Origin of the sequence: Phaeobacter sp. B1627, assembly GCF_006265095.1 — a bacterium.
Taxonomy (GTDB): domain Bacteria; phylum Pseudomonadota; class Alphaproteobacteria; order Rhodobacterales; family Rhodobacteraceae; genus Epibacterium.
Window position 1 is genome coordinate 1 of sequence record NZ_VCNK01000023.1, and the last position, 25,377, is coordinate 25,377.

General features: G+C 58.4%; 24 protein-coding genes. 15 read left to right on the plus strand and 9 right to left on the minus strand.

Features of this window, described 5'->3' with window-relative positions; genetic code table 11:
- Positions 1-507 (plus strand): tyrosine-type recombinase/integrase (locus FGE21_RS13315; RefSeq protein WP_176695439.1); only part of this gene is annotated, 507 nt, incomplete at its 5' end.
- A gap of 7 nt (positions 508-514) precedes the next feature.
- Here the strand turns inward: FGE21_RS13315 and FGE21_RS13320 are convergent.
- Positions 515-1,942 carry a Hint domain-containing protein gene (locus tag FGE21_RS13320; RefSeq protein ID WP_139663793.1) on the minus strand — a complete coding sequence of 476 codons (1,428 nt, stop codon included), beginning with the start codon at positions 1,940-1,942 and terminating at the stop codon, positions 515-517.
- Positions 1,943-2,479: 537 nt separating this feature from the next.
- Between FGE21_RS13320 and FGE21_RS13325 the strand changes: the two genes are divergently transcribed.
- From FGE21_RS13325 to FGE21_RS13355, 7 genes are all read left to right on the plus strand, one after another.
- On the plus strand, positions 2,480-3,172 hold the full coding sequence (locus FGE21_RS13325; RefSeq protein ID WP_139663794.1) for a YoaK family protein: 693 nt from the start codon (positions 2,480-2,482) through the stop codon (positions 3,170-3,172).
- 284 nt (positions 3,173-3,456) lie between these two features.
- Positions 3,457-4,533, plus strand: coding sequence for a Hint domain-containing protein (locus FGE21_RS13330; RefSeq protein ID WP_139663795.1), 1,077 nt, complete (start codon positions 3,457-3,459; stop codon positions 4,531-4,533).
- A 100-nt stretch (positions 4,534-4,633) separates the two neighbouring features.
- Positions 4,634-5,590, plus strand: coding sequence for a DnaJ C-terminal domain-containing protein (locus tag FGE21_RS13335; protein WP_139663796.1), 957 nt, complete (start codon positions 4,634-4,636; stop codon positions 5,588-5,590).
- The gene (locus FGE21_RS13340; RefSeq protein ID WP_139663797.1) at positions 5,587-5,928 is read left to right on the plus strand and encodes a chaperone modulator CbpM; all 342 of its coding nucleotides are present in this window, start codon (positions 5,587-5,589) and stop codon (positions 5,926-5,928) included. Before FGE21_RS13335 ends, FGE21_RS13340 begins: the two co-directional genes overlap by 4 nt.
- 154 nt (positions 5,929-6,082) lie before the next feature.
- A complete protein-coding gene (locus FGE21_RS13345; protein WP_139663798.1) occupies positions 6,083-6,748 on the plus strand; it encodes a class II aldolase/adducin family protein in 666 nt (221 codons plus the stop codon).
- 207 nt (positions 6,749-6,955) lie between these two features.
- Positions 6,956-9,247 carry an ATP-binding protein gene (locus FGE21_RS13350; protein WP_139663799.1) on the plus strand — a complete coding sequence of 764 codons (2,292 nt, stop codon included), beginning with the start codon at positions 6,956-6,958 and terminating at the stop codon, positions 9,245-9,247.
- 186 nt (positions 9,248-9,433) lie between these two features.
- Positions 9,434-9,832, plus strand: a complete 399-nt coding sequence (locus FGE21_RS13355; protein WP_255731580.1) for a thioesterase family protein — start codon at positions 9,434-9,436, stop codon at positions 9,830-9,832.
- A 45-nt stretch (positions 9,833-9,877) separates the two neighbouring features.
- Here FGE21_RS13355 and pgl read toward each other — a convergent pair whose 3' ends face one another.
- Together pgl and FGE21_RS13365 are read right to left on the minus strand one after the other, a co-directional pair.
- Positions 9,878-10,549, minus strand: coding sequence for a 6-phosphogluconolactonase (gene pgl, locus FGE21_RS13360; protein ID WP_139663801.1), 672 nt, complete (start codon positions 10,547-10,549; stop codon positions 9,878-9,880).
- A 115-nt stretch (positions 10,550-10,664) separates the two neighbouring features.
- The gene (locus tag FGE21_RS13365) at positions 10,665-10,934 is read right to left on the minus strand and encodes an usg protein (RefSeq protein WP_139663802.1); all 270 of its coding nucleotides are present in this window, start codon (positions 10,932-10,934) and stop codon (positions 10,665-10,667) included.
- Positions 10,935-11,125: 191 nt separating this feature from the next.
- On the opposite strand from FGE21_RS13365, the gene gyrA reads away from it, so the two are divergent.
- Together gyrA and FGE21_RS13375 are read left to right on the plus strand one after the other, a co-directional pair.
- Positions 11,126-13,867, plus strand: a complete 2,742-nt coding sequence (gyrA, locus tag FGE21_RS13370; protein WP_176695440.1) for a DNA gyrase subunit A — start codon at positions 11,126-11,128, stop codon at positions 13,865-13,867.
- A 134-nt stretch (positions 13,868-14,001) separates the two neighbouring features.
- Positions 14,002-14,352, plus strand: coding sequence for a DUF6614 family protein (locus tag FGE21_RS13375; RefSeq protein ID WP_139663804.1), 351 nt, complete (start codon positions 14,002-14,004; stop codon positions 14,350-14,352).
- Positions 14,353-14,398: 46 nt separating this feature from the next.
- On the opposite strand, the gene FGE21_RS13380 is transcribed toward FGE21_RS13375, so the two are convergent.
- From FGE21_RS13380 to FGE21_RS13390, 3 genes are all read right to left on the minus strand, one after another.
- Positions 14,399-15,868, minus strand: a complete 1,470-nt coding sequence (locus FGE21_RS13380; protein WP_139663805.1) for a carboxypeptidase M32 — start codon at positions 15,866-15,868, stop codon at positions 14,399-14,401.
- A 4-nt stretch (positions 15,869-15,872) separates the two neighbouring features.
- The gene (ctaA, locus tag FGE21_RS13385) at positions 15,873-17,018 is read right to left on the minus strand and encodes a heme A synthase (RefSeq protein WP_139663806.1); all 1,146 of its coding nucleotides are present in this window, start codon (positions 17,016-17,018) and stop codon (positions 15,873-15,875) included.
- A gap of 63 nt (positions 17,019-17,081) precedes the next feature.
- A complete protein-coding gene (locus tag FGE21_RS13390; RefSeq protein ID WP_139663807.1) occupies positions 17,082-17,831 on the minus strand; it encodes an RNA methyltransferase in 750 nt (249 codons plus the stop codon).
- Positions 17,832-17,985: 154 nt separating this feature from the next.
- On the opposite strand from FGE21_RS13390, the gene FGE21_RS13395 reads away from it, so the two are divergent.
- Complete coding sequence (locus FGE21_RS13395; protein ID WP_139663808.1) at positions 17,986-18,618, plus strand: thiamine phosphate synthase; 633 nt, start codon at positions 17,986-17,988, stop codon at positions 18,616-18,618.
- Between the two features lie 59 nt (positions 18,619-18,677).
- Here the strand turns inward: FGE21_RS13395 and FGE21_RS13400 are convergent, their stop codons facing one another.
- Positions 18,678-19,835, minus strand: coding sequence for a HupE/UreJ family protein (locus FGE21_RS13400; RefSeq protein WP_255731581.1), 1,158 nt, complete (start codon positions 19,833-19,835; stop codon positions 18,678-18,680).
- On the opposite strand from FGE21_RS13400, the gene FGE21_RS13405 reads away from it, so the two are divergent.
- The 4 genes from FGE21_RS13405 to FGE21_RS13420 all read left to right on the plus strand — a co-directional run bounded on the left by FGE21_RS13405 (position 19,834) and on the right by FGE21_RS13420 (position 23,270).
- On the plus strand, positions 19,834-20,634 hold the full coding sequence (locus tag FGE21_RS13405) for a DUF4198 domain-containing protein (protein WP_139663810.1): 801 nt from the start codon (positions 19,834-19,836) through the stop codon (positions 20,632-20,634). The genes FGE21_RS13400 and FGE21_RS13405 overlap by 2 nt on opposite strands.
- A 37-nt stretch (positions 20,635-20,671) precedes the next feature.
- Positions 20,672-21,580, plus strand: coding sequence for a PfkB family carbohydrate kinase (locus tag FGE21_RS13410; RefSeq protein ID WP_139663811.1), 909 nt, complete (start codon positions 20,672-20,674; stop codon positions 21,578-21,580).
- Positions 21,577-22,485 (plus strand): pseudouridine-5'-phosphate glycosidase, encoded by a 909-nt coding sequence (locus FGE21_RS13415; protein WP_139663812.1) that lies wholly within the window; start codon positions 21,577-21,579, stop codon positions 22,483-22,485. Before FGE21_RS13410 ends, FGE21_RS13415 begins: the two co-directional genes overlap by 4 nt.
- An 86-nt stretch (positions 22,486-22,571) precedes the next feature.
- Positions 22,572-23,270 (plus strand): DUF502 domain-containing protein, encoded by a 699-nt coding sequence (locus FGE21_RS13420; RefSeq protein ID WP_139663898.1) that lies wholly within the window; start codon positions 22,572-22,574, stop codon positions 23,268-23,270.
- A gap of 13 nt (positions 23,271-23,283) precedes the next feature.
- Here the strand turns inward: FGE21_RS13420 and FGE21_RS13425 are convergent, their stop codons facing one another.
- Both FGE21_RS13425 and FGE21_RS13430 read right to left on the minus strand, forming a co-directional pair.
- Complete coding sequence (locus FGE21_RS13425) at positions 23,284-24,312, minus strand: patatin-like phospholipase family protein (protein ID WP_139663813.1); 1,029 nt, start codon at positions 24,310-24,312, stop codon at positions 23,284-23,286.
- A gap of 63 nt (positions 24,313-24,375) precedes the next feature.
- Entirely contained in the window at positions 24,376-25,149 is a 774-nt protein-coding gene (locus FGE21_RS13430; protein WP_139663814.1) for a 3-hydroxybutyrate dehydrogenase, read from the minus strand.
- Positions 25,150-25,377: the final 228 nt, after the last annotated feature.

Below are 25,377 nucleotides of genomic sequence, written 5' to 3' on the forward strand. Positions count from 1 at the left end.
CACTTTAAAGGGGGAGGCTCAACCGACGACGAGAAAAATCCGGAGCGTCGACGGATCAGGCAAAACAGTCATCTGTTCGGTGATTTCAGGGCCGCCCTGGGAAAGGCAGAGATTGAAGACTTCCGCTTCCATGATCTGCGCCACACCTTCGCGACACGGATGCTTCGTGCCACCGGCAATCTGAAGCTGGTAAGCAGGCTATTGGGTCACACCAGTATTGAAACGACTATGCGATACGCCCATGTTCTAGATACGGACTTGGCTGACGCGATGAACGATTTCAGCATGTTTCAAGTTGCCGAGTCCCGAAATTTCTCCCGAAGCAATCAATGCAATTCAATACTTTCAGTATCTTATGTCGCACAACTTACGGCTTCCCAAGCTGAACGCGCGAGTTCGATTCTCGCTACCCGCTCCAGATTGATCTCCCAAAGTTCATGCCTCTTCCTTCACCGAATGTCTGCCTGCACAGAACCGGGCGAGATTGCGCTGTGGCGCAGATCATGATCGCAGCTCATCCAACACAGAGCAGTCGGCTTTCGTATGATTTGAGCGCGACACGGGCCGTCGGACTATACTCGCCGATCTCGGCCATCAGGTTCAGAATTTCATCGCGGGTTTCAACGTCGAAGGCATCGAGCGTCTCGGCTCCGGGGTGATAGCTCTCACTTTCGAGCCCGTTGCCGAGGACAATTTCATGTTGATCAAAGAGCAGATGCACATAGGTCACTGCGCGGCCATTCGCCTCCACCCGGATCGAATGATCGTTGACGAGGAACTTGGCCTTTACAAGGACTTCGGCCTGGCCAAACAGCAGTTCTGCGCGCTCCGACGTGACAAGGACCCGGTGATTTTGCGAGACGCAGACACGGTCATGATCGCCAAGGGCGCCGGCTGCAAAGACCACCGGCGCATTCTGCCCCTCCGCGCGACGATGGGACCGACCGATCCAGCGCAGCGGCTGCATCCCATGATCGCGCGTATACACCAAGGTCCCGATTTCCAGCTCCTCGACCGCAACGGCACCGTATTCCGTCGAGATCATCGTGCCCGCGACAAAACAGGGGGGAGAGGACACGTCCGTCTTCACCTTGACGATGGCGTCGTCGGAATGGCCGAGACCATCACTCACCCGGTAGGAAAACGTATTGACCTCATCCACGGTGCTGTCGTTCGCGATTGACAGCGTACCGTCCGGGTTCAAGGTGACGACTTCGCCGCTGGGCAACGTCACCGACCCGCCCACTTCCACGGGCTGACCATTGATGTGGGTGATCGTCAGGCTGCTGCCGTCAATGCGCACATCGTTGCCCAAAACATTCAGGATCTCCGAGCCATCGCCTGAGATTTCCACAATGTCATCCGTGGCGACAAGATCGCAGTTGAAAGGGCCGGTCATCGTGTCAATATCGGAGTTCCAGTCGAGCTCCCCGAGGAGACCGCCCCCCGGCAGGCCGGTGAAATCAATCGTCAAAGTCGTATAGAGATCACCGGCGGCGGGATGTCCGGCAAGATTTACAATCCCTGAATACTCGGCCGTTATGCTGCCGCCCATATCTTCGTATTCAGACGACACCTGGAACGGATAGCCGTTCTTTGACCCGGGCGTGGACCCACCCAGCGGGTCATCGTCAGAGGCAAGGGTGGTATCAAAGACTGAGTTCGCGGGCGCAAGATCAATCTCAAGCGACGTCAAGACTTTGGTCGTGGAAAGCTCATGCCAACTATAGCCGTAGAACATGGAAATGTCTGACCCGGTCGCGCCGCCGGTAGTGTAGGGGTCCAGCGCCTGCCAGGTGAGGGTCTCGCTGGTGCCGTCCGCATAGGTCGCGGTGATCGTCGCCCCCTCCAGATCGACCCCGCGCGAGGATGTGTCGGCGCGAATGGCATAGTCACTTTGGTGCGGGTCTTCATCGAGCCGGACAATATCAATTGTGGGCATAGGGTATGCTCTTTCAAACGGACAGAGCCTGCAGGTTTCGGACCGCTGAAAGACCTGCAGACGCTCCAATCAGGACGTGATCTCTGTTGGCACCGGCGCGCGCAGGTGCTGGGTCGGCATCTTCCACTGCTTGGCTAATACTTTGGTTATCTATGCGCACACACTGTGCTGGCAAAGTGGCAAAACCATAGCCGGTTTGGGGCATTTTTGTCGGACCGGATCAGGACCGGCTCCGCTCCGATTCGACGGAGCATGGTACGCCGTTTGACCGCTTCAGAGACGCGCCCCAAAGGGGTGTCGAAGCCGGGACCGGGGCGCGATCAGTGTCGCACTTTCCAGACACATGACATATGCACGCCCCCTTCCCCGGCAGGATATAGTGCCCAAAACCTGTGCGGATCAGCAGCAAGATGCCAGGTAAAGCAAGCCAGGTATCGGTCGGCGCCGAAAACCCGAATTCCTGCGGGCCGCTTCCGCTTTACCGCCGGGTCTGGCCGACGTTACTCTGGTCGCTGACAAACCTGGGAAAGGAACGCGATGCTGGTGCGTGTTGGTGAGGATCGAACCGATACGATCGATTTGTTTTTAGCCGGGTTATTGTCGTCGATCGCCGGTGCGCTGAACGCAGTCGGTTTTTTGATTGCAGGCGCATTCACCGCGAATATGACAGGCAACATTTCCGCCTTCGCCGATCACATCGCCGAGGGACGCACCCTCATGGCTCTGTCCTTTGCCGGACTGGTGATCGCGTTCATCCTCGGCGCAGGCCTGGCCGCTGTGAGCATACAGATCGGAGAGCACAGGCGGCTCCGGTCCATATACGCTCTGGCGGTGTTTGCCGAGGGCCTCTTTCTGTTGCTTCTGGGGGCGATACTGCTTGTCTGGCCTCAGAGCGTTCAGCAAACGCTGTTGGTTGTGGCGCTAAGCTTCATTATGGGGTTCCAGAATGCGGTGACCACCATGATTTCCCGCTCCCGTGTCCGGACGACGCATGTGTCGGGCATGGCAACCGACATCGGAATTGAACTGGCTGCTTTGCTTGGAACCGAAACCGCCCGCCAGGACGCGCGGCCAAAGCTGGCCCTGCACAGCCTGACACTCGCGTGCTTCGCCGTCGGAGGCGTCGCCGGCGCGGTACTTTTCACGGTGGTCGGCCATTGGCTTTTTGGTCTTGCTGCAGTGTCGCTCTGGCTCATCGCCGTGCCTGAGGTTTTGCGCAGTCGCCAATGAAACCGGATAACCCTGACGGCTGGCTCGTTTCAATTTGTCCAACCCTCCGCCGACTCCGGCAACAGGGGCGGTTCAATGGCCATCCGCACGCAAATCCCTGTATTGAGCGGCGATGCAGAGGTCGGCGCCAGAATTTACATGACCCAGAGCAGCAGAATTGCTACAGAGTTAACTCATTGTTCACTTCGTTTTGGCCGCGGCTTTCTGAGCGAGCGGCAGAGACCGGGATGCGTCGCCCGCAGTTTTGAATCCGGCGCAGGTGCAGAGTGCGAGGTTCGTGAAACATGCCGACAGTGACATTGGAACTTCGAGGCGACCAGATCGGTCGATACACAAGAGTTTCGGGATACGGCAACGGGTCCAACAGGGTTGTCATCGTCAATGGCGTCGAGGCGATCGGATCTGCGAGTGATATTTATACCGTCGTCGTTGAACAGGTCCGCGCCGGAGGCACCGAATTCGAGAACGGTCAGTTCGTCACGATTTACGACTCCACCGGCGCCGTCGTGGTGCCGCGCTCCGGTGTCCAGCCCGATATCCAGCAGGGCCGAGGCGATGGGGACGAACATCTCATTCTTTACAACCAGCCCTTTCTCATCGATCTGGGCGGCGTGCCCGACGGGCCAGCAAGGGTAAGATACACCCGGGCAGATGAAGCGGCCGGCCCCGGTGGCGACGATGATGGCCATCTGGACTTTGATGATTTCCCCTGTTTCGCCACCGGAACATTGATCACGACGCCCTCTGGCCAGGTGGATGTCGCCGATCTCAAAGTCGGCGATCTCGTGCAGACAATCGACAACGGCGCCGTTCCGCTCCTTTGGGTCGGGCGGCGTACTCTGGATCTGACGGTGCGGGGTGCTGCAAAGCCTCTCTTGCTCAGGGCCGGTTTCAGCGGAGCGAAGACACCACATCGGGACACAGTGCTATCCCCGGATCACCGCATTCTGGTCGCGGGTCCGGCCTGCGACCTCTTGTTTGGCACGAGAGAGGTACTCGCCCCGGCCAAGGGGCTGATCGCGCTTGCACGCATTCGGGAAATGCAGGGCAGAAAGAGCGTGGAGTATGTCAGCCTGTTGACTGGCCGGCATCAGGTCATCCTGGCGAATGGCCTGCCGGTTGAGACGCTGTACCCCGGTCCGGAGGCGCTGCATCGGCTCGGAGCGGCCGGGCGCTGCGAAGTGATGGCGCTCTGCCCGGGCCTCAGGACCAAAGAGCTCTCGCTTGCCTACCCCGCCGCCCGGCGGCTCCTGTCGAAAAAAGAGGCACAAGCCCTTTCAGTTGTTCTGCGCCTGACGCGGCGACTAAACGACGCATCCCTGGATCCGCAGGGCCATACCCCGCTTCGGCTGGTCGGATAAACCTCGAAAACCACAGGAACCCGCCGGCGGGTTTCGCAGGCACCCAGCATTGCAATTTTGTCCGCGACGGATAGATAATGTCTCAACTGCGGAGCAAGAAATGTCACCAGATCCCTACGCCGCGCTTGGCCTGACCAAGGACGCAACCTCGGACCAGATCAAAAAAGCATATCGCAAATTGGCCCGGGCAAATCATCCGGATCTCAACCCGGATGATCCGGCCGCAGAGGCGCGTTTCAAGGATGCAGGCCGCGCCTATGACTTGCTCAAGGATCCGGAGACACGTCGCCGGTTCGATGCCGGAGAAATTGATGCGACCGGGGCGGAAAAGGCCCCCAGGGGCTACTACCGGGACGAAGCAAGACGGGCGCAAAACCCCTATACATCACATAGCCGCAGCGGATCGGGGGGCGACCCGTTCGATGAAGGGTTTGACGCCGACGATTTCTTCGCCAACTTCGCCCGGAGCCGAGGCGCTTCGGGCATGGGCCAGGGATCCGGCCGGGGCTGGTCGCAGGATCGCCAGGGACAGGACACGCAATATCGCCTATCGGTGTCCTTTCTGGATGCCGCACGCGGGGCGAAGACTCGGATCACCCTGCCGGATGGCGCCGCGCTGGAGGTCACCATTCCCGAGGGCGTGCGCGACGGGCAGACCATCCGCCTGCGCGGCAAGGGCGAAAAGGGCGTCGGCGGCGGCCAGCCCGGCGATGCCTTCATCACTCTGGACGTAAGCCCCAGCCCGGATTTCGAGCGCGACGGCGATGATATCGTGGTGTCTCTGCCGATTTCCATCGACGAAGCGATCCTTGGCGGCAAAGTGCCCGTCAAAACGATCGCAGGCACCGTAAACGTCTCGGTGCCCCCCGGCGCCAGCTCCGGTCAGGTGCTGCGCCTCAAGGGACGTGGGATCAAGGGGCGCAGCGGCAGAGGGGACCAGAGGATAAAACTGGTGATTGTCAGCCCACCCGAGATCGACGACGAGCTGAGGCGGTTCATGACAGACTGGAAGGCAAACCACGCCTATGACCCTCGGGCCGCAAAGGAGACCTCATGACCAAGTCCTACGCCCCGGAACAGGTAATTGAGAAAGTCACCTCCCTGACGCCCGAGCGACTGAGTTATTTCGAGCGTTTGCAGATCATTTCTCCGGTTCAGACGTCAGATGGTCCACGGTATCGCACGCTGGATATTCGACGGATCACCCTCCTGTGTGAGCTGACCGACGATTTCGAAGTGAACGAAGACGCACTGGTCATCATCATGTCGCTGCTGGATCAGCTGCATGGAACGCGCAGCAGGCTTGAGCAGGTGGTGCAGGCGCTCGGAGACGAGCCTTCAGAGGTCAAACTGCGCGTGTCCCGCCGACTGCATGAGGTCGGCGCTGCCGATTGACCCTGCGGCTGCAATGAGATCACATCGGATATCAAGGCACAGGGAAAACGGAACTGCAGGCTGCTCTGAACACCCCTGCCCTTCTTTCCTGTCCCTTCGACCACAATCCCGGTATCATTGACGCAAAGTCGCAGTACGAAAAGTGAAGCACCACATGAGCCTTTCGCCAGACAGTTTTGAGACCCGCGAAGCCATCATTGCGGCCTGCCTGGAGCTGAACAGAAGCGGGGTGAATCAGGGGACATCAGGCAATATCTCGGTACAGGTTGACGGCGGTTTTCTGATCACCCCCTCGGGGGTTCCCTACGCTCAGATGACCCCGGAATTGATCGTCCGGCTGCCTCTCGATGACAGCCCGCCGGAACCGGGACAGATGAAACCTTCGACCGAATGGCCGTTCCATCGCGCGATCCTGAACGCAAAGCCGGAGATGCATGCCGTCGTTCACGCACACCCCGTGTATTGCAGCGTGCTGGCGATGTCCCACCGCCCGATCCCGGCCTGCCACTATATGGTGGCGGCCTTTGGGGGGACCGATGTGCCCCTGGCCGACTATGCCCTGTTCGGCTCGCAGGCCTTGTCTGACAATATCACCCGCGCCATGGCGGACCGGACGGGATGTCTGATGGCAAATCACGGTGCGGTTGTCTGTGGCGAGACCCTGGACAAGGCCATGTGGCGCATGAGGGAATTGGAAACCCTGGCCCAGGCCTATGTGGCAAGCCTGTCCATTGGAACGCCACGCCTTCTGAGTGATGCTGAAATGGCTGAGGTGCTCGCAGGCTTTGCTGAATATGGCCCGGGCAGGGCCAGGGGCTAGCGTCCGGTTTCGCGCCTTCGCCTCCGGCAACGGCCTGCCCCCGCCAGGCGCGAGGCAGGCCTCCGCGCCGGAGCGATATGCGACCGTAAAAACCGGGGCGTGCATGGGGAAATTAACTGCCTGTTATCTCACCGGGCCGACCATAGATACATAGCAAGGAAAGATCGCATGTGACCATTCAGGGCGTGCAGTTTCAGCGAGCCCAATATGGTCTTTGGAAAATCCAACTCTCTGCAACACCGCGTATCGCAGCTCGCAGTCTCTACCACGGTTGTGGCCGTTGTCGTCCTGACACTGGCGAGCGCGTTGATTTCCCACAGCCTGGAAACCCGGAAAACCGCGTCGGACCTCGTTGAAGTTGCAAATCTTGTGACCAGGGCGACCGTCAACGCGACCGGGGCTATCGTCTCTGATGCCAGAATTCTGGCCAACATGCCTCCGGTGTCGGCGCTTGTACGCGCCGCGTCAAATAACGGAATTGACCCGAAAAGTGGTGACAGCACCGAGGAATGGTCAGATCGGCTCGCGACGGTCTTCACGTCATTTCACGCCCTGCGACCGAACTATATCGAAATTCTGTTCGTCGGCATCGCGAATGGGGGCCGTGAAATCGTTCGCGTCAGGAAAGAAGGCGCAGAATTGGTCCGCCTTGCCGAAGACCAGCTCCGCTCTGAAGAAGGAGAGCCCTATTTCCAGGAAGCTGCCGACCTTGGCCAAGGCGGCGTATACATCGGCCAGCCCGCGTTCGAGCGCGAGATCCATGGCCGTCAGACCCCTCTTAATCTCGTTTACCGCACGCTGGTCCCCGTATTCGATGCCTATGGGATGCCGTTCGGCTTTATCGCGATAGATACGGATCTGATTTCCCACAACGCTGCGACCTTTGATCCACTGGATTTGTCGGCAGACTTCCTGCTGTCCTACTCTTCCGGCCGCACCTATGCATGGCACTCCGACCAACAGAAGGGCGAATTCACCTTCGACACGCCGACCTCCCTTCCCCGCGAGGTTGCAAACCGGGTCGAGCGTGCGGAAACAGGCATGACGTGGATATCGAAAGACGGCACCGACTACCTCACAACTCAGCTTGACCGCTTGAGCCATAACACCCATCGGGTTCACTTCACCCTGATCAAGCCGAGGTTTTTTTTCGGGCATACGCTGCCGGTTTCGACCCTGCAGCTGTTTGCGCTGGGCCTGTTGCTCATTATTGCTGCGGCGCGATACACGCAGGCCGGTCTGAAACGGGCGCTCGCTCCAATGATCGACATGAGCCGGGATATTGTCAGCGCCGCCAATGGCGGGCTCGATCCGGTTCTTCCCGTTTCCTTGCAGGATGAGGTCGGAGATCTTGCCAGGAGCTTTCGGCACCTGATTGACCGGCTACACCAGCAGGAGGCTCATGCCGGAATGGTCTATGATGCGGTCCTCGACGGCTTGGCGGTTATTGACGGCGACGGGGCCATTCTCAATTGCAACCTGTCCTTTCAGACCGCGTTTGAAGTCCCGGCAGGAGAGATCACCGGCGTCAAGTTGTCCGATTTCGTATCCCCGGAGGCCTGGGGCGAATTGCACAGCGAAATCACCACATTTCTGTCGACCGGATCATCCGAGGCTCTGGGGCGCGGCAAACTCTGCGCCCGGCACAACCGGTTCGGGCAGGAAGTCACACTGGAGGTCCTGATCAGCCCGCTCCCCGACCAGCATCCGCCATTGTTTGTTGCAGTGATGCGGGATGTGACCGCGCGCATCGCGCTGGAAGATGAGGCCAAGTCTCTGATCGAGCGCCTCAACCGGTCAAACAGCGAACTGGAGGAATTTGCATATGTCGCCTCGCATGACCTCAAAGCCCCCCTGCGGGTCATTTCACATGCCGCGACGTGGTTAGAAGAAGACCTGGATGGCCTGCTGACAGATGACACCCGCGAACACATGTTTTTTATGAAATCGCGCATACAACGGATGGCACGCCTGCTGGATGATCTGTTGCTTCACTCAAGGATTGGATCCATCGAGTTTGATCCGTCACGGCAGATCGTCGATGGCACCGCAATCGTGGAAGATTTGGAGAAACTGGTGGAGTCCTCCGAACAAATATCGCTGACGTTTTCTGACGACTTCAAATCCGCGCGGTTGAATTTCCTGCCCCTGAGAACCGTTCTGCTCAACCTGATTGGCAATGCGATCAAACACAACGACAAGGCCCAGGGCGAGATATATGTGTCCTTGCACGACAGCATTGGCCACTACACTATTCATGTAAAAGACAACGGACCAGGTATACCGGAGAAATTCCATGATCTGATCTTTGGCCTATTCAAAACGCTTCAATCTCGCGACAAGGTCGAAGGCAGCGGCATGGGCCTGGCCTTCGTCAAAAAACATCTCACGATCCTTGGACATGATATCCGGGTTATTTCCGATGGCAGTGGTCAGGGAACGGAATTCGTCTTCACCTGGCCAAAGCCTGTGCTGACCGAAGGCCAAGATGCCGCATGATGTCACTCGTTCAAACGATCACTCTGACGACGGCGGCGGGTGCAGCAGGTCGGTTCTTCGCCAGATTATCGTTGCACAAACCGGAATAGAGGCTTACGGCAGGGGCCTATGGATCTCCGATATCTCACCCCGCTAAGCCCAGACGAACAACGCGCCCAAGGCCTGCCGACCCCGGTGCCAATGGCCATGGCAGACCGCGTGCGATTTTCCGAGATCGACATACTGCAGCATGTGAACAACAAAGCCTACCTCGATTGGTTCGAGGCCCTGCGCGTTGAGTATTACAACAGTTTCTTCCGCCACCATTTTGAGGGGCTCGACCAACCCCGGCATGTGGTGAGAAATGCAGACATTCACTATATTAAAGAGATGGTTATAGGCGAAACCTATATCACCACGGCCAGAGTTCTGTCGTTTCGGCGTACATCCTATGTGATCGAACAACAAATCTGGTCCGGCGACCTTCGCGCAACCATGCAAGGCGTCATGGTGTTTCGCACCGCTGACGGAACGGAGGGTTACCCTATTCCTGACAGCCTGCGGCAACAGTTTATTGACCTCGACAGGGCTACGGAAATTCGCTGACCCCACAGATTTCTGCACCGCACCCTCACCTGGACCAGTGAACCCTCACACGGCCCAGTGAACCTGGCACCCGGACAGGACTGCCTGGATCGGTGCGTCTTCCGGGGGCAGTTTCAACGCCCGATCCAGCGCCTCTTTCTTCTCCTCACCGAAGATCACCAGATGCTTTGCCATGGCGGCGTCCAGCACCCGCGCGGTCAGCGTTATGCGGGCCTCCGGTTGGCTGTCCGGGCGGACGACGGCCACTTCAGGAGCGTCGGGGGACAGGGCGGCCGACAAATTCGCTGCTCCGGGGAACAGCGAGGCCGTATGCATATCCGCCCCCATGCCCAGCAACGCCACCGTCAAATTGCCCTGCGCACTGACCTTTTCGCACAGCGGCTCGACCGCATCATCAGGATTGAGCCCCGCCATATAGAACGGCAAGAATTCCGCAGCACCAGCCCGGTTCGTCAGCAACCGGTTACGGATCAACCGGGCGTTGGACCGGTCACTGTCTTCGGGCACCCATCGTTCATCGGAGGCCATCACGCAGACATTGGCCCAATCAAGTTCTGCAGCGCAAAGATCGTCAAATATCGGACCCGGCGAGGTTCCGCCGGCGACCGCGATCGTCGCGCGACTGTTGCGCAGAAGGTGGCTTTTGAGATCCCCCGCGATCCGGTTCGCAACCGAAATAGCCAGCATTTCCCGATCAGGGTATTCGTTGAAAATCATTGACTTGCTCCTCATACTTGAGGTAACGACAGTGCAGCCGTAGCCCCCTTTGACGGAACTGTGTCACAGGTTTCGCAACAGGCCAAGAGCGCCCAGGAAAATTACTGGCACTGGGTCAGTTGATATAAAACTCGCCAGTCAGATTACACCACTCTCCGCTCGACACCCTCTTGCGATGTGAAAATCGCACCTGACGCAACGGCCCCTCGATTTCCTCCTTCCAAAAATCGATAAAGGACAGCAGCCGGGGATGATCCGGTGCCAGATCGTATTCCTGCCAAACAAAAACATTCAGGACATGCGCAAAATCAGGCATATGATAGATGAATTCCGCAGTCGTGAGGCCATACCCTCGCAGCATCAATTCGGCTTCAGATGAGTCCATTTTGGTTCTCCATTCACTGATCGATGCAATCAGCCTAGATATCCGGAGTAAATTTTCAACTAAATCAGTTTGTTATCAGATATACCCGCCGGCTGCCAAGCAAAGGCAGGCTGCTTGCTTGCACGTCATATACGCAGTCTGATAAGGTGCTCCCACAACATATAGATAAACAAGAAAAGCGGGCAGCCAACGTGAGTGATACGCCGGAAACCCCTGAAAATGCGGACGAAACTCCCCCGAAACGCCCGGCCTATGATGGGCCGTCCGTTTCCATCGAATCCGAGATGCGTACTTCGTATCTCGACTATGCGATGTCGGTTATCGTCAGCCGTGCAATTCCGGATCTGCGGGACGGTCTGAAACCGGTTCACCGCCGCATTCTCTATGCCATGCACGAGACCGGCAACAGCCACGACAAGCCCTATCGAAAGTCCGCCCGCCCTGTTGGGGACGTGATGGGTAAATATCACCCCCACGGCGACAGCGCGATCTATGATGCTCTGGTACGGATGGCTCAGGATTTCTCGATGTCCCTGCCCTTGCTTGATGGTCAGGGCAACTTTGGCTCGATGGATGGCGATAACGCGGCTGCGATGCGCTACACCGAGGTTCGGATGGACAAGCCCGCGGCCTTCATGCTGGCGGATATCGAAAAGGAAACCGTCGACTTTCAGGACAACTATGACGGCAAGGACAAGGAACCCACTGTCCTGCCCGCGCGTTTTCCCAACATGCTGGTCAACGGTGCCGGTGGTATCGCCGTCGGGATGGCGACCAATATTCCGCCGCACAACCTTGGCGAGGTCGTCGACGCCACACTCGCGCTGATTGACGACCCGGATCTGACCAGCGAACAACTGATTGATTATGTCCCCGGACCCGACTTTCCGACCGGGGGCGTGATGCTTGGTCGCTCCGGTGCCCGCAAGGCCTACCTCGAGGGAAGAGGCAGCGTGATCATACGCGCCAAAACCCGCGTCGAGGAGATCAGGAAAGACCGCTACGCGATTGTTGTGGATGAGATTCCCTATCAGGTGAACAAGGCGTCCATGATCGAAAAGATCGCCGAGCAGGTGCGAGAGAAGCGCATCGAAGGCGTATCGCATGTTCAGGATGAATCTGACCGAAACGGCGTCCGGGTGGTCGTGGAACTGAAACGTGATGCCACCGCCGAAGTCGTCCTGAACCAGCTTTATCGATTTACACCGATGCAAACCTCCTTTGGCTGCAACATGCTGGCTTTGAATGGGGGCCGTCCCGAGCAGCTTACTCTGCGCCGTTTCCTGACGTCTTTCATAGACTTCAGGGAGGATGTTGTCGCGAGACGGACCGCGTTCAACCTGCGGAAGGCCCGTGAGCGCAGCCATGTTCTCTGTGGTCTTGCCGTGGCCGTGTCCAACGTCGACGAGGTGGTCGCAACGATCCGCTCCTCGGCCGATGCGGCGACTGCGCGCGAGAAACTGATGACCCGGAAATGGCCTGCTTCCGATATCGCGGGCTACATTCGACTGATCGACGATCCCACCCATACGATGAACGACGACGGGACCTATAATCTGTCAGAGGTTCAGGCCCGTGCGATCCTAGAACTGCGCCTTCAGCGACTGACCCAGCTTGGTGTCAAAGAAGTCACCGATGAACTTGAAGAACTCGCTGCAAAGATCAAGGAATACTTGGAAATCCTTTCATCTCGTGAGCGGATCATGGGCATAATTGCCGATGAACTGCGGGAAGTTCGTGAGAGTTTCTCCGTCCCAAGACGCACCGAAATCGTCGATTGGTCCGGAGATATGGACGATGAGGATCTGATCGAACGGGAAGACATGGTTGTGACCGTGACCTCGGGGGGCTACATAAAACGAACACCTCTGGCTGACTTCCGTGCGCAAAAACGGGGCGGCAAAGGCCTGTCGGGCATGCAGACGAAAGAAGAAGATGTGGTGACCACGTTGTTTGTGGCGAACACCCACACGCAGCTTCTCTTTTTCACGACCGACGGCATGGTTTACAAGCTGAAGACATGGCGTCTTCCTCAGGGCGGGCGGACGGCAAAAGGCAAGGCGATCGTCAACATTCTGCCAATCCCGCCTGGCGTCTCCATTGCCGCGATCATGCCGGTCGATCGGAATGAGGATGAATGGCAGGATCTGCAGATCATGTTCGCCACATCTGCTGGAACAGTCAGGCGTAACCGACTGTCGGACTTCACGAATGTGATGCGGAACGGCAAGATCGCCATGAAGTTCGAGGACGATCACGCGGAGACCAAGCTGATCAACGCGCGGATCTGTTCCGAAGACGATGATATCATGCTTGTCACCAATACCGGGCGGGCCATTCGCTTTCCGACAACCGAAGTGCGCGTCTTCAACTCCCGGAACTCTGTCGGCGTGCGTGGTATCAAACTCGGCGATGGCCAGGAAGTTGTTTCCATGTCCGTCATCCGACATTTTGACGCGACCTCGGACGAGCGTTCCGCCTACCTGAAGATGCGGCGCGCCGTTGCGGGTCTTGCCGATGACGCGGACAGCACAACGGACGAAGAGGTCAATGAGAACGCGACGATTACTCCGGAGCGGTATGCGGAGATGTCTGCAGCCGAGAACCTGATCTTGACCGTAACATCAGGTGGCCAGGGTAAGTTGTCATCCTCACATGATTATCCGGTGCGTGGCCGCGGTGGCATGGGCGTGACGGCAATGGACAAGGCAATGCGCGGCGGCTCTCTGCTGGCATCCTTCCCGGTTGATCTGGATGACCAGATCATGCTCGCGACCTCCAAGGGCCAATCGATCCGGGTCCCTGTCGATGGCATTTCCTTCCGCTCAAGATCAGCGGGAGGTGTGCGGATCTTCAATACCGGAAAAGGCGAGGAAGTTGTCTCCGTCGCTTGGATCGCTGATAGTGGAGATGAGGAAGGCGAAGAAGAATAGCGCTTTAGTCGCCACTCCTAAACCAAAGCTCCGCCCGGCTGTGACACCGCGCGGAGCTTTTCTGTTTACGCTTCGCTCACCTATTTGCGCGATAGTTCTCCTCTGGATGCGTATCATATCGGGAGGAGCGGATCATGAACCTCTATCACTGTCAGATCGACCTGCAGCACGAGGCAAAAGCGCTTGCCTTTGCAAGTGCCGTTGAACAATGGATGGCGTATTTGAAAGATCGGTCCGCCATTGTCAGCTGGCGTCTGTTGCGCCGCAAGCTCAATCTAGCCAACGATTCCTGCAAGGATTTCCTGCTCGAGATTGAATTTTCCGACATGACCCAGCTCGATCAGGCCTTTCGTATTCTTGGTGAAAAGGATGAAGAGGTCGAACGTCTCTATGCCAATGTAAGCGCGTTGATTTCGTCGGCAGATTTTGGCCTGTACCGGCCATTTCCTGATCCGGAACGAGCGGAGCGTATGGCTCTAATCTGAGAAACCCTGCATCAGCTCGGGCTTTCATCACGGCCAGAGACGGCAATCAGAGCTTGTAAATATCGGAGAATTTGGCCTCCAGATAGCGCATCAAAGGACCATGATCCGGCGATCGACCGGCCGCATGTGCGATAGTATCCTGCGGTTCCCGGAGGCTGCCGAATTTTTGCAGGTTTTGGCGAAGCCACCCCGTTGCCCCTGATGTGTCACCAACACTGAGCTGCGTGTCCAAATCGGTCACATCCTGACGCAGCGCCTCGTGTAGGCATCCGGCATAGACGTTGCCGAGTGAATAAGTGGGGAAATACCCGAACAGGCCCACCGACCAGTGGACATCCTGAAGGCAGCCGTTTGACGGTCTATCGACTTCATATCCGAAATCCGCGTGGAACCGGTCATTCCAGGCGGCTTCCAGATCCTCGACCATCAGATCCCCCTGCATCAAGGCACGCTCCAGATCGAACCGGAGCATGATGTGCAGATTATACTGCAATTCGTCTGACTCTGTGCGAATGTAGCCATTCTGAACCGAATTGACGGCAGCGTAAAACGCCTCTGCGCTTTGGACGCCGATGTCTCCGAAGGTCTCTGTCATCTCACGGAACAGCCATCCGGTAAAGGCACGGCTGCGGCCGATCTGGTTTTCATAGATCCGGCTCTGGCTTTCGTGAACCCCCATGGACACCCCGCGCCCGATAGACGTCAGCAGGAATGCGCGGTCGATATTTTGCTCGTAGGCCGCGTGGCCTACTTCGTGGATCGTGGAATAGAGGCAATTGAACGGATCATCGACATTTGTCCGTGTGGTGATCCTGACATCCAGACCGCTGCCGGAACTGAACGGATGAACGGCTTTGTCAACGCGTCCATGGCGCAAATCATACCCAAAGGCTTCGGCAATTTTTCCCGCCAGCGCCATTTGCAGATCTTCATCAAACGCGCCGCGCAGAGCCGCAGGCCTTTGTTGATCCAGAACCCGGGCCCGTAGGTCCACCAGGCCTGGACGCATTGCGTCAAAAATTTTCGCTATTTCCCCAGACGTTGTACCCTGTTCGTAATCCTCGATGAGGGCATCGTATGGGTCACCGTCGGCGGCCAGGGCCTGCGCTTCCTCCCGCTTCATTGCGACGACTTCGCTCAGCACCGGGAGGAAGGCGGCGACGTCCTCATCGGCGCGCGCCTGCGCCCATTTTCCCTGCGCCTCGGATGTGACACGTGCAATCCGGCTGGCCAGCGCTGCGGGGACCTTGACCGCACGGTCATAGGCCCGTCGAATGTTGCGCAATTGCGCAGCGCCTGCGTCATCGGGTGCTTCTGCGTGTTCGAGAAGTTCGGCGACCCGGGGGCTTGCGCGGCGCGCATGCAGCACCCCCTCCAGTGCGGCCATTTCTTCGCCCCTCTGCGCAGCAGCCCCCCGCGGCATAACCGTCTCCTGATCCCAGCCCAAGCGCCCTGAAATTTGGGACAACGCCTGCGTTTCACGTTCAAAAGCAATCAGTTCATCATAAGAGCTCATGTCATCAGTGCCTCTTGATAAGCGTCGGAATTGGGTAACCCGCGAGAAATCTCGCCCGTAGGATCAGCACCCAGACAAGCACGGCAACTGCCTGATGCACAATGGCAATCTCGACCGGCGCAGCGGTCACAACTGTCCCAATCCCAATGGCGACCTGCACGCTCATCGCGGCGAGAACAGCGTTGAAGGCGAACCTTGTCGTCGCATGAGCGCTGCGGCGCCCCCGCACCCAGACCACGATGGTAAAGATGAACAGAAGATAGCCCGAAACCCTGTGAACAAACTGCACCAGGGCCGGGTTTTCAAAGAAGTTTTTCCAAATCGGATCGATCATGAAAGGGCGCGGTGGAAGGATCTGCCCCCCCATGAGTGGCCAATCCGTGTAGGATCGCCCCGCATCAATACCAGCCACCAATGCGCCGATCAGGATCTGCAGGAAGGCAAAATGCAGCAGCCCGGTGCCCATGCCAAATAGCTTGGCCTCTTTCAGGCGCCGTGCCTGCATCAGATCCCGCTCTTCCCGCGCCAGCAGGAAGAAGAACCAGGTGAGATAGCCAAGGATCACAAAGGCAAGGCCCAGATGGGTGGCCAGGCGATACGATGCAACAGAGGTCATGCCCTCGCCCTGGGTGACCCCGGACGACACCATCCACCACCCGATCGCGCCTTGCGCCATGCCCAATACCCCCGGCAACAGGAGCCGACCGTACCATCCTGCCGGAATGCTGCGCGTGGCCAAAAACCCGAGATAGCCAACAGCCCAGATGATACCGACCACACGACCCAGTTGACGATGGCCCCATTCCCACCAATAGATCTTTTTGAAATCAGAGAGTTCCATCCAGCTGTTCATCACCTGGAACTGGTCGATCTGCTGGTACTTCTCAAACTCTTCCTGCCAATGGGCTTCGGTCATCGGCGGCAAGGCCCCGGCAATCGGGCGCCACTCGGTGATCGACAAACCCGAGTCCGTCAGACGGGTCAAACCGCCCACAACGATCATGGCAACGACGCACAGAAAGAGCATCGCCAACCAGACACGGATGGCCCCGCGGGCACCGCCTCGCCGCTTGTCGATCCCCCCGGGCGTTGGAGAGATACGCTGGGTCGCATCGGAGGAGACTTCCTCAAATATTGTGCGGTTGCTCATCTTGGCCTCACATCTTCATCTGGCGGGACGCTAGGGTCTGTGTTTCAAAAGGTCCAGCAGGAGTTAGTCCTCGCCGTGCTCCTTCCAACGGACCATCTGTCGCATGATGCCGTGCAGCATTTGCACATCGGCCCGGGTCAACGTCATCCGGCTCCATAGATTGCGGAATACGGTCTTCATGCCGGGTGCTTTTTCGGGGGGAAAGAAATATCCCGCATCGGTCAGGCGCTCTTCGTAATGCCGGACGAGGGCTTCGATCTCCTGCCCCGTGGCCCATTCCGACTTGCCGAGCTCAAAGGTTTCCTCAGCAACGGTCTGGGTTTGGCGGCGCCACTCGTATCCGACCAGCAACACGCATTGTGCGAGGTTGAGCGACGCAAATTCGGGGTTGACGGGAACGGTGATGATCGCATTGGCGCGGGCAACGTCGTCATTTTCCAACCCCGAACGCTCAGGCCCGAACAGGACTGCGACTTTCTCCCCTTGTGCAATGAGTTGCGCGGCTTTCTTCATGGCGCCTTCGGGGCTGAAAACCGGTTTGGTCAGCTCGCGCGGACGCGCCGTGGTGGCAAAAACATAGGTACAGTCCGCAAGCGCCTCCGGCAGGTCCTCGGCAAGCTGCGCCTCGTCCAGAAGCCGTCCGGCGCCGGACGCCATGGCAACCGCGTTTGGATTGGGCCACCCATCACGCGGTGCAACGATCTGCATCCGATCCAGGCCGAAATTCCACATCGCGCGCGCCGCAGCACCGATATTCTCGCCCATTTGGGGACGAACAAGCACAAAGTGAGGTTGTGGGGTGTCAGTTGGCATGGGAAACTCCGGAAAAACCGCATTTGCCTTACTGGTTGCGCCCGCATGGGGCAAGCCTCGGGTGACATATTATCGCCACTATCCGCCCGTGATCCTTGCGTTGAGCGGGATTTCCGGTAAATACCCGCCAATCATGCCAACAGGAGCCCCGCCAATGGACAGCCCAGAGCAGACACCGGAGCAGCCGCAGATCTACCTTGTCACGCCCCCAAGCTTTGAACTGGGGCAATTCCCCGGGCAACTGGCGCGCGTTCTGGACAAGATTGAGGTCGCCTGCGTCCGTTTGGATCTGGTCAGCCGTGACGAAGACACGCTCAGCCGAGCCGCAGACGCTTTGCGCGAAGTGACGCATTCCCGAGATATCGCACTGGTGATCTCAGACCATCTGATTTTGGCGGAACGGCTTGGCTTGGACGGGGTTCACCTCACCGAAGCGTCCAAATCGGTGCGTACTGCGCGAAAAGCGCTGGGGCCGGACGCAATCGTCGGCTGTTTTTGTGGCGCCTCCCGTCACGAAGGCATTTCCGCAGGAGAGGCCGGTGCAGACTACGTATGCTTCGGCCCGGTCGGCGCATCTGGTCTGGGTGACGGCGCCACCGCCGAACCGGAGCTGTTTCAGTGGTGGTCAGAGATGATCGAAGTTCCGATCGTTGCAGAAGGCGGGCTCACACAGGACACCATGCGCTCTCTTGCCCCCTTTACGGACTTTTTCGCAGTTGGCGAGGAGATCTGGCGCGAAGATGATCCTGTCGCGGCCCTGAAATCACTTCAACTTGCAATGGTTTGATTTCCTTTGACTTTTGAGATGGGCGCGGTGAAAGATGCTGTGCCTATCATGATCTCTGGTCAAAGGAATGCTCTTTCCACAAACCAATAGGCACCGATCAGCGCAATGGTCGCAGACGCGGGAATAGCCACTCTGCCACGGTATTTGGGATGGTTTCCGAACCAGTATCCCAACGCGACATAGGCAATGGCGATCACCGTGAGCTGCCCCAGCTCAACTCCGACATTGAAACCGAGAAGCGCAGGGATAAACTGAGCCACCGGGAGGCCGAAGTCACCGAGCACCGAAGCAAAGCCCAGGCCATGTAGCAACCCAAAACCGAATACCACCACTGGCCGCCAGGGGTGCAACTTTCGAACGAATATATTCTCCAATGCAATCAACGTGATGGATGCCGCAATTAAAGGCTCTACAATCGTTGGAGCGACCTGGATCCACCCCAGCGTTGCCAGACCCAGGGTGAGTGTATGCGCCAGGGTAAAGGCGCTGACCTGCCACAGCAACGGCCGCAGTCGCAGGCTGAAGAAGAACAAGCCGAGGACAAAGAGGATATGGTCCAACCCCTGCGGCAGGATATGGTCAAACCCCACCGGGATATAACGGACAAAGGCCTCCCACCCCGTCAATTGAGCGCCCCCCGTGATCGCAATCGGAGGCGTGGTTTCCCCGCTCAGCAGATAGCCTGTGTAGGGATTTTCCACATCATGCTGGCGCAGCACCAGCCCGCCAGCCCCTTCGGGCCAGCTGAGTGTCAAATGCTGCGCGCGCTCTGGGAGGTCAGCGGAGACAAGCAGAATGGTCGCCCGCGGGATCTCTGGGTCTCCGACCGGCTCCAACTCAAGATCCTGCAGCCGCAGCGGCAGACTGTCCTTGGCCTCGATCCTCACTGACGGCAGCCAGTCCGCAGCGAAATTACGTGCAATCGGCTGCAAATCCTCGGGCGCCAGCAGCCGAAGCTCCCGGTAGGTCTCCGCTTGCTCGGCGCTGTCGGTGTTCACAACTGCGTCAAGATCCATCCCCGCTGCGAATGCCTCTAGGTTCATGCGAATCCGCATGGCAATCTGGGCGTCAATCACCCGAAAGTCGATGATGGTGGGTGTGAGTTCATGCCCCTGAGCGCCAGAGATACCGAAGCCGAAAGGGGCGACAAAAAAAGCCATCGCGAAAACGCGAAAAACGGCGCAGAGCCGCCTGAAGGAAAATAGAAAAAACCGCATGAATACCCTTCGCATCCTCTTCTCTTTCGCATCCATCATCATGGCGTTACCGGCTCTGGCCCATGAGTTCTGGATTGACGCGGCACCTTATGCCTTTCCCCCCAACAGTTCAGTGACAGCCGAATTGCGCAATGGCCAAATGTTCTCCGGGATGAAACTTCCGTACATTCCCAATAGCACTGCGCGCTTTGATGTGCATCACGCAGGAGAAACCTTCAATTATTCCGGGCGGATCGGGGACTTTCCTGCCTTTCAGAGCGACGGGTTTACAGATGGTTTGGTGACGGTCGTACATGAGACGATGCCCAGTACCATCACCTATACCACGTTGGAGAAGTTTCGACGGTTCGTTCAGGAAAAAGGACGGCCCGATATCCTGGATCGGCACCGCGAACTCGGCCTGCCCGTCGAGACTTTCAAGGAGAATTATACCCGCCACGCCAAGGCCCTCATCGCCGTCGGAAGCGGCGCCGGCGCGGATGTCACGCTTGGCATGAAGACGGAGTTCACCGCAATTTCAAACCCGTATGATCAAAACTTCACAGGCGTGATGACAGTGGAATTGCGATTGGACGGTATTCTCCAGACGCATGCGCCCGTATCGGTGTTCGACAAGAACGATCAGGGCCATGTCAGCCACACGCTGCACCGTACCGATGACCAAGGGCAGGTTCACATCGACCTGAGCCCCGGCCACCAGTACCTGCTAGATTCAGTGGCATTCTCACCTGCGCCCGACGGTTCCGAAGCCCTCTGGGAGACCTACTGGGCCGCCCTGACCTTTGCTGCTCCGGAATAGGCTTGCGGGGCCGCGCGAAAGGCGGCAAGAGGACGACATGACACAGCCTGCTTCCCGCTCCACCCCCGATATCCTCTGCGTTGGTTCCGTCCTTTGGGACATTATCGGCCGCTGCACCTCAGATATGCAGCACGGCGCTGACATGCCGGGGCGGATTACGCGGCTGCCCGGGGGCGTGGCGATGAATATTGCCATGACGCTGGCCCGCTTCGGGATGAAGCCCGCGGTATTGAGTGCTGTTGGCAGGGATGCCGAAGGCGATGAACTGGTTCTGGCCTGCGGCCATCTCGGCCTGATCACGGATCATCTCTACAGGTCCGAGGATCTGCCCACCGATCGCTACATGGCCGTCGAGGGCGCAAATGGTCTGACAGCGGCGATTGCCGATGCGCATTCTCTCGAAGCGGCCGGAGACAAAATCCTGCGTCCCTTGGTCACCGGTCCCCTCGGAACCAATGAAGCCCCCTTCGAGGGTCCCATCGCGCTGGACGGCAACCTGAAGCTGGCGCTTCTCGATGAAATTGCCACCCATCCGGCCTTTTCCCGCGCCGACTTGCGCGTGGCGCCAGCCTCCCCTGGCAAGGCGGAACGACTGCGTCCTTTCCTGAGCCATGCGCGGGGAACGCTCTATGTGAACCTCGAAGAGGCAGGTCTGCTCTGTCAGGATGTGTTCGACGAAAGCGCCGCCGCGGCCGAGGCCTTGCTGGCCCGAGGCGCGGCCCGCGTTCTTGTGACAGACGGCGGGAAATCCGCAACCGAAGCAGATGCAAGCGGTGCATGCACCCAAGTGCCTCCCCGGGTCACCGTGGCGCGGGTGACGGGCGCTGGCGACACTTTCATGGCAGCCCATATCGCAGCAGAAGCCAGAGGCGAGGACCGCGAACACGCGCTCGCCTCTGCGCTGCGCGCTGCCGCAACTTACGTATCCGGAGAACCACCCCTGTGATTGACATCCTCTATTCCGCCGAAGTCGCATCTGCCCGCAGCCAGGGCAAGCCTGTCGTGGCTTTGGAAAGCACCATCATCACCCATGGTATGCCCTATCCCCAGAACGTCGAGGTTGCGGCGCAGGTAGAGGACGATATCCGCGCCGCCGGGGCGACGCCTGCCACTATGGCGGTCATCGGCGGCAAGCTTCATGTTGGCCTCGAAGCCGACACCCTGCAGGATCTGGGCAAGGCAGAAGGCGTGGCAAAGCTGTCGCGGGCGGATTTCGCCGCCTGTATCGCGACCGGAGGCACCGGCGCGACGACGGTTGCCGCAACCATGATCGCAGCCCGGCTGGCCGGTATTCAGGTCTTCGCGACCGGCGGTATCGGTGGCGTTCACAAAGGAGCCGAGAGCAGCTTTGACATTTCTGCAGATCTGCTTGAGTTGGCACAGACGCCGGTCACGGTCGTCGCCGCCGGCGCCAAGGCGATCCTCGACGTGCCGAAGACCCTGGAAGTGCTTGAAACGCAAGGGGTGCCGGTGATCGCATATGGTCAGGACAGCTTTCCTGCCTTCTGGTCGGCCACCTCGGATCTGATGGCGCCGCTGCGGATGGATACGGCCGCAAGGATCGCGCAGGCTCATATGCTGCGTCGTCAGATGGATATTCCGGGTGGCCAGCTTGTGGCGAACCCAATTCCCGAGGATGAGCAGATTGCAGCAGAGATTCTGGCACCGATCATTGCCCAGGCACAAAGCGAGGCAGACGCACGGGGCATTTCAGGCAAAGAGGTTACGCCCTTCCTGTTGCAGCGTATTTTTGAACTGACGGACGGGCAGTCCCTGATCGCCAATATCGCACTGGTTCGCAACAACGCCCGCCTCGCGGCCGAGATCGCCAAAGAATTGGCCGCTCTTTGAGACAATCTTAGTAATGATCCCGCAAATCCATTGTGGCGGGAGACATCAGTACATACCTTGCACCCGACCCAATCAGACAGCAGAATATGAACACACCCTTTGATGACCCTCTTGTGCCAGCACGCCGCCCCGGGCTTTTTGCCCGCCTAAGATCGTCTTTTTTGACCGGCATCGTGGTGATCGCGCCGGTGGGCCTGACGATCTGGCTGCTCTGGACCGTGATGGGTTGGATCGATGGTGTCGTGTTGCCTTTGGTGCCCCACACCATCCAGCCGGAACAATATATCGGCATCAATCTGCGCGGCGTCGGCCTGATTATTTTCCTTCTGTTCACGATCATCGTGGGATGGATTGCAAAAGGCATCATTGGCCGGTCCCTGATTGGGTATGGTGAACGGCTAGTGGACCGGATGCCCGTCGTTCGCTCCATCTATTCCGGTATCAAGCAGATCTCCGAGACGGTATTCGCACAATCAGAACGCAGTTTTGAAACCGCGTGCCTGGTACAATACCCACGTCGTGGCATTTGGGCGATCGGTTTCATATCAACCGTTGCCAAGGGCGAGATCGTCAATCACGCGGAAACCAGTGGCCGCCTGATCAGCGTCTTCGTGCCCACGACGCCAAACCCGACATCTGGGTTCTTGCTGTATTTTCCCGAAGAAGACGTTGTGGAGCTGGATATGAGCGTCGAAGACGCCGCAAAACTGGTCATTTCCGCCGGGCTCGTCTACCCGAATGGCAAAGACCCGACGGTGGCCCTCGACGACAAGAAGGCGAAGTAACCGATCCTGATGTTCAGCTGAACATGGCTGCCAGATCGGCGGTCTGGTTCACCCCAAGATCGCCGTGGTGACGGTCCAGGAACGTATCGGCGGCCTCGCGGCCCGCATCCTTGAGCATATGCAAAACCTCCGGGATCGGGATCAGTTTCGTGGTCACGGACAGCCGCGTCATCAGCGCGTCATCTGCAATCATGTGAACAAGCGCCCGTTTCATGCGCCCCTGCTCCAGAGCGCCCTCCGCCAACAGCCGTTGCACAAAGGAAATCGCCCGGAGCTCGCGCAACAGCGACGAATTGAAGCTGATCTCATTCACCCGGTTCTGGATGTCATGGGCTGTTTTCGGCACGTCGTCCCGCACCAGCGGATTGATGTTCACCACGATCAGATCATCCGGCAAATCACTGCGAAACAACGGGAACAAGGCCGGATTCCCGGTGTAGCCTCCGTCCCAATAGGCCTCCCGTGCGCCCGTTTCGGGATCAGGGATCTCTATGGCTTGAAAGAGATTGGGCAGGCAGGCGGAGGCGAGGATGGCGTCGGTGGAAACATCCGTTCCCGAGAATACCCGCACTTTGCCAGTCTGCACGGATGTTGCGCAAATATACAGCTCCGGACCGGTGTCGGCGCAAACCTCGTCAAAATCAAACCGATCAACCACCTGTCGCAGCGGGTTTCGGTAAAACGGTCCATAGGAATAGGGCGAGATCGCCTGGCTCATCGCTTCCAGCGGTGAGAACGGGGCGGCCATTTTCAGGACATGCAGCAGTGGCCCGGCATCGAAGCCCGCAATCCAGTTTGCCATGCGCAAATCACCGACAGCCCCCATCTGCGCCCAGAGCGTGTCCAATGACTCTTTTGCTCCGGACCGGCCATCCCGCGCCATGCCCGCCTTGAAGGCCGCCCCGTTCAACGCGCCCGCCGACGTCCCCGTTATGGCTGCAATCTCAAGCGTCTCATCCTCCAGCAGACGGTCAAGCACACCCCAGGTAAAGGCTCCGTGCGCCCCGCCCCCTTGCAAGGCCAGATTTACGCTCTTTACCATTTGGTTTCTCCTGTCGGGGCTGACAAAGCCGGAGGATCCCGCCCTTGAAACTGACACATATGATCAAAGAGCGGTCCAACCGCCATCGACGCTGATAGTGGTTCCGGTAATCTGCGCCGCGGCATCGGAACACAGGAAATTCACCGTGCCTCCCAGTTGCTCTACCGTGGCAAATTCGCGGGACGGCTGGCGTTCCAGCATCACCTTCTTGATCACCTCGTCCCGCCCCATATTGTATTTTTCCATGGTATCCGGGATTTGCGCTTCGACCAGGGGGGTGAGAACATAGCCTGGGCAGACCGCGTTGCAGGTAATCGGCTCTTCTGCGGTTTCCAGCGCGACTGCTTTGGTCATGCCGACAATCCCGTGTTTTGCGGCAACATAAGCGGATTTGTATGGCGATGCGGTCAGCCCGTGAGCAGAGGCAATATTCACCACCCTGCCCCAACCTGCCGCGCGCATGATCGGCAGCGCGGCCGCCGTCGTATGGAAGGCCGAGCTGAGGTTGATCGCAATGATTGCATCCCATTTGTCCGTCGGAAACTGATCGATCGGTGCAACATGCTGAATACCCGCATTGTTGACCAGGATGTCGCAGGCGCCCGCCTTTTCGATGAGGCCCCTGCATTCTTCCGCCTTGGACATGTCAGCTTGAATATAGCGGACCTCCACGCCGAATTCCTTTGCCATCTCAGCGGCGATGGCGTGATCTTCATCGCGGTCCGTGAAGGAATTCAGCACAACACGCGCCCCCGCCCGCGCCAGCTCTCGGGCCACGCCAAGGCCGATGCCAGAATTAGAGCCGGTCACAACTGCGGTTTTCCCTGAAATGGTCATCGATTTTTCCCTTCGGATACTGAGGTCGCGTGCTTGAGGCAGTTTTGCATGCTGCACCCGCAAAATAAACGTTCAATCGTGGGGAAAGTTCCGGTAGTGCGTGTCGTCGATCCGGAGCGGTTGGGGCGGAGCAGATGGCCCGGAGCACGCAATAGTCCACCGTATCAAAACCGCAAAAAAAACGCCCGCACAAGGCGGGCGTCAGTTATTGAGGCAGGTTTCATACAG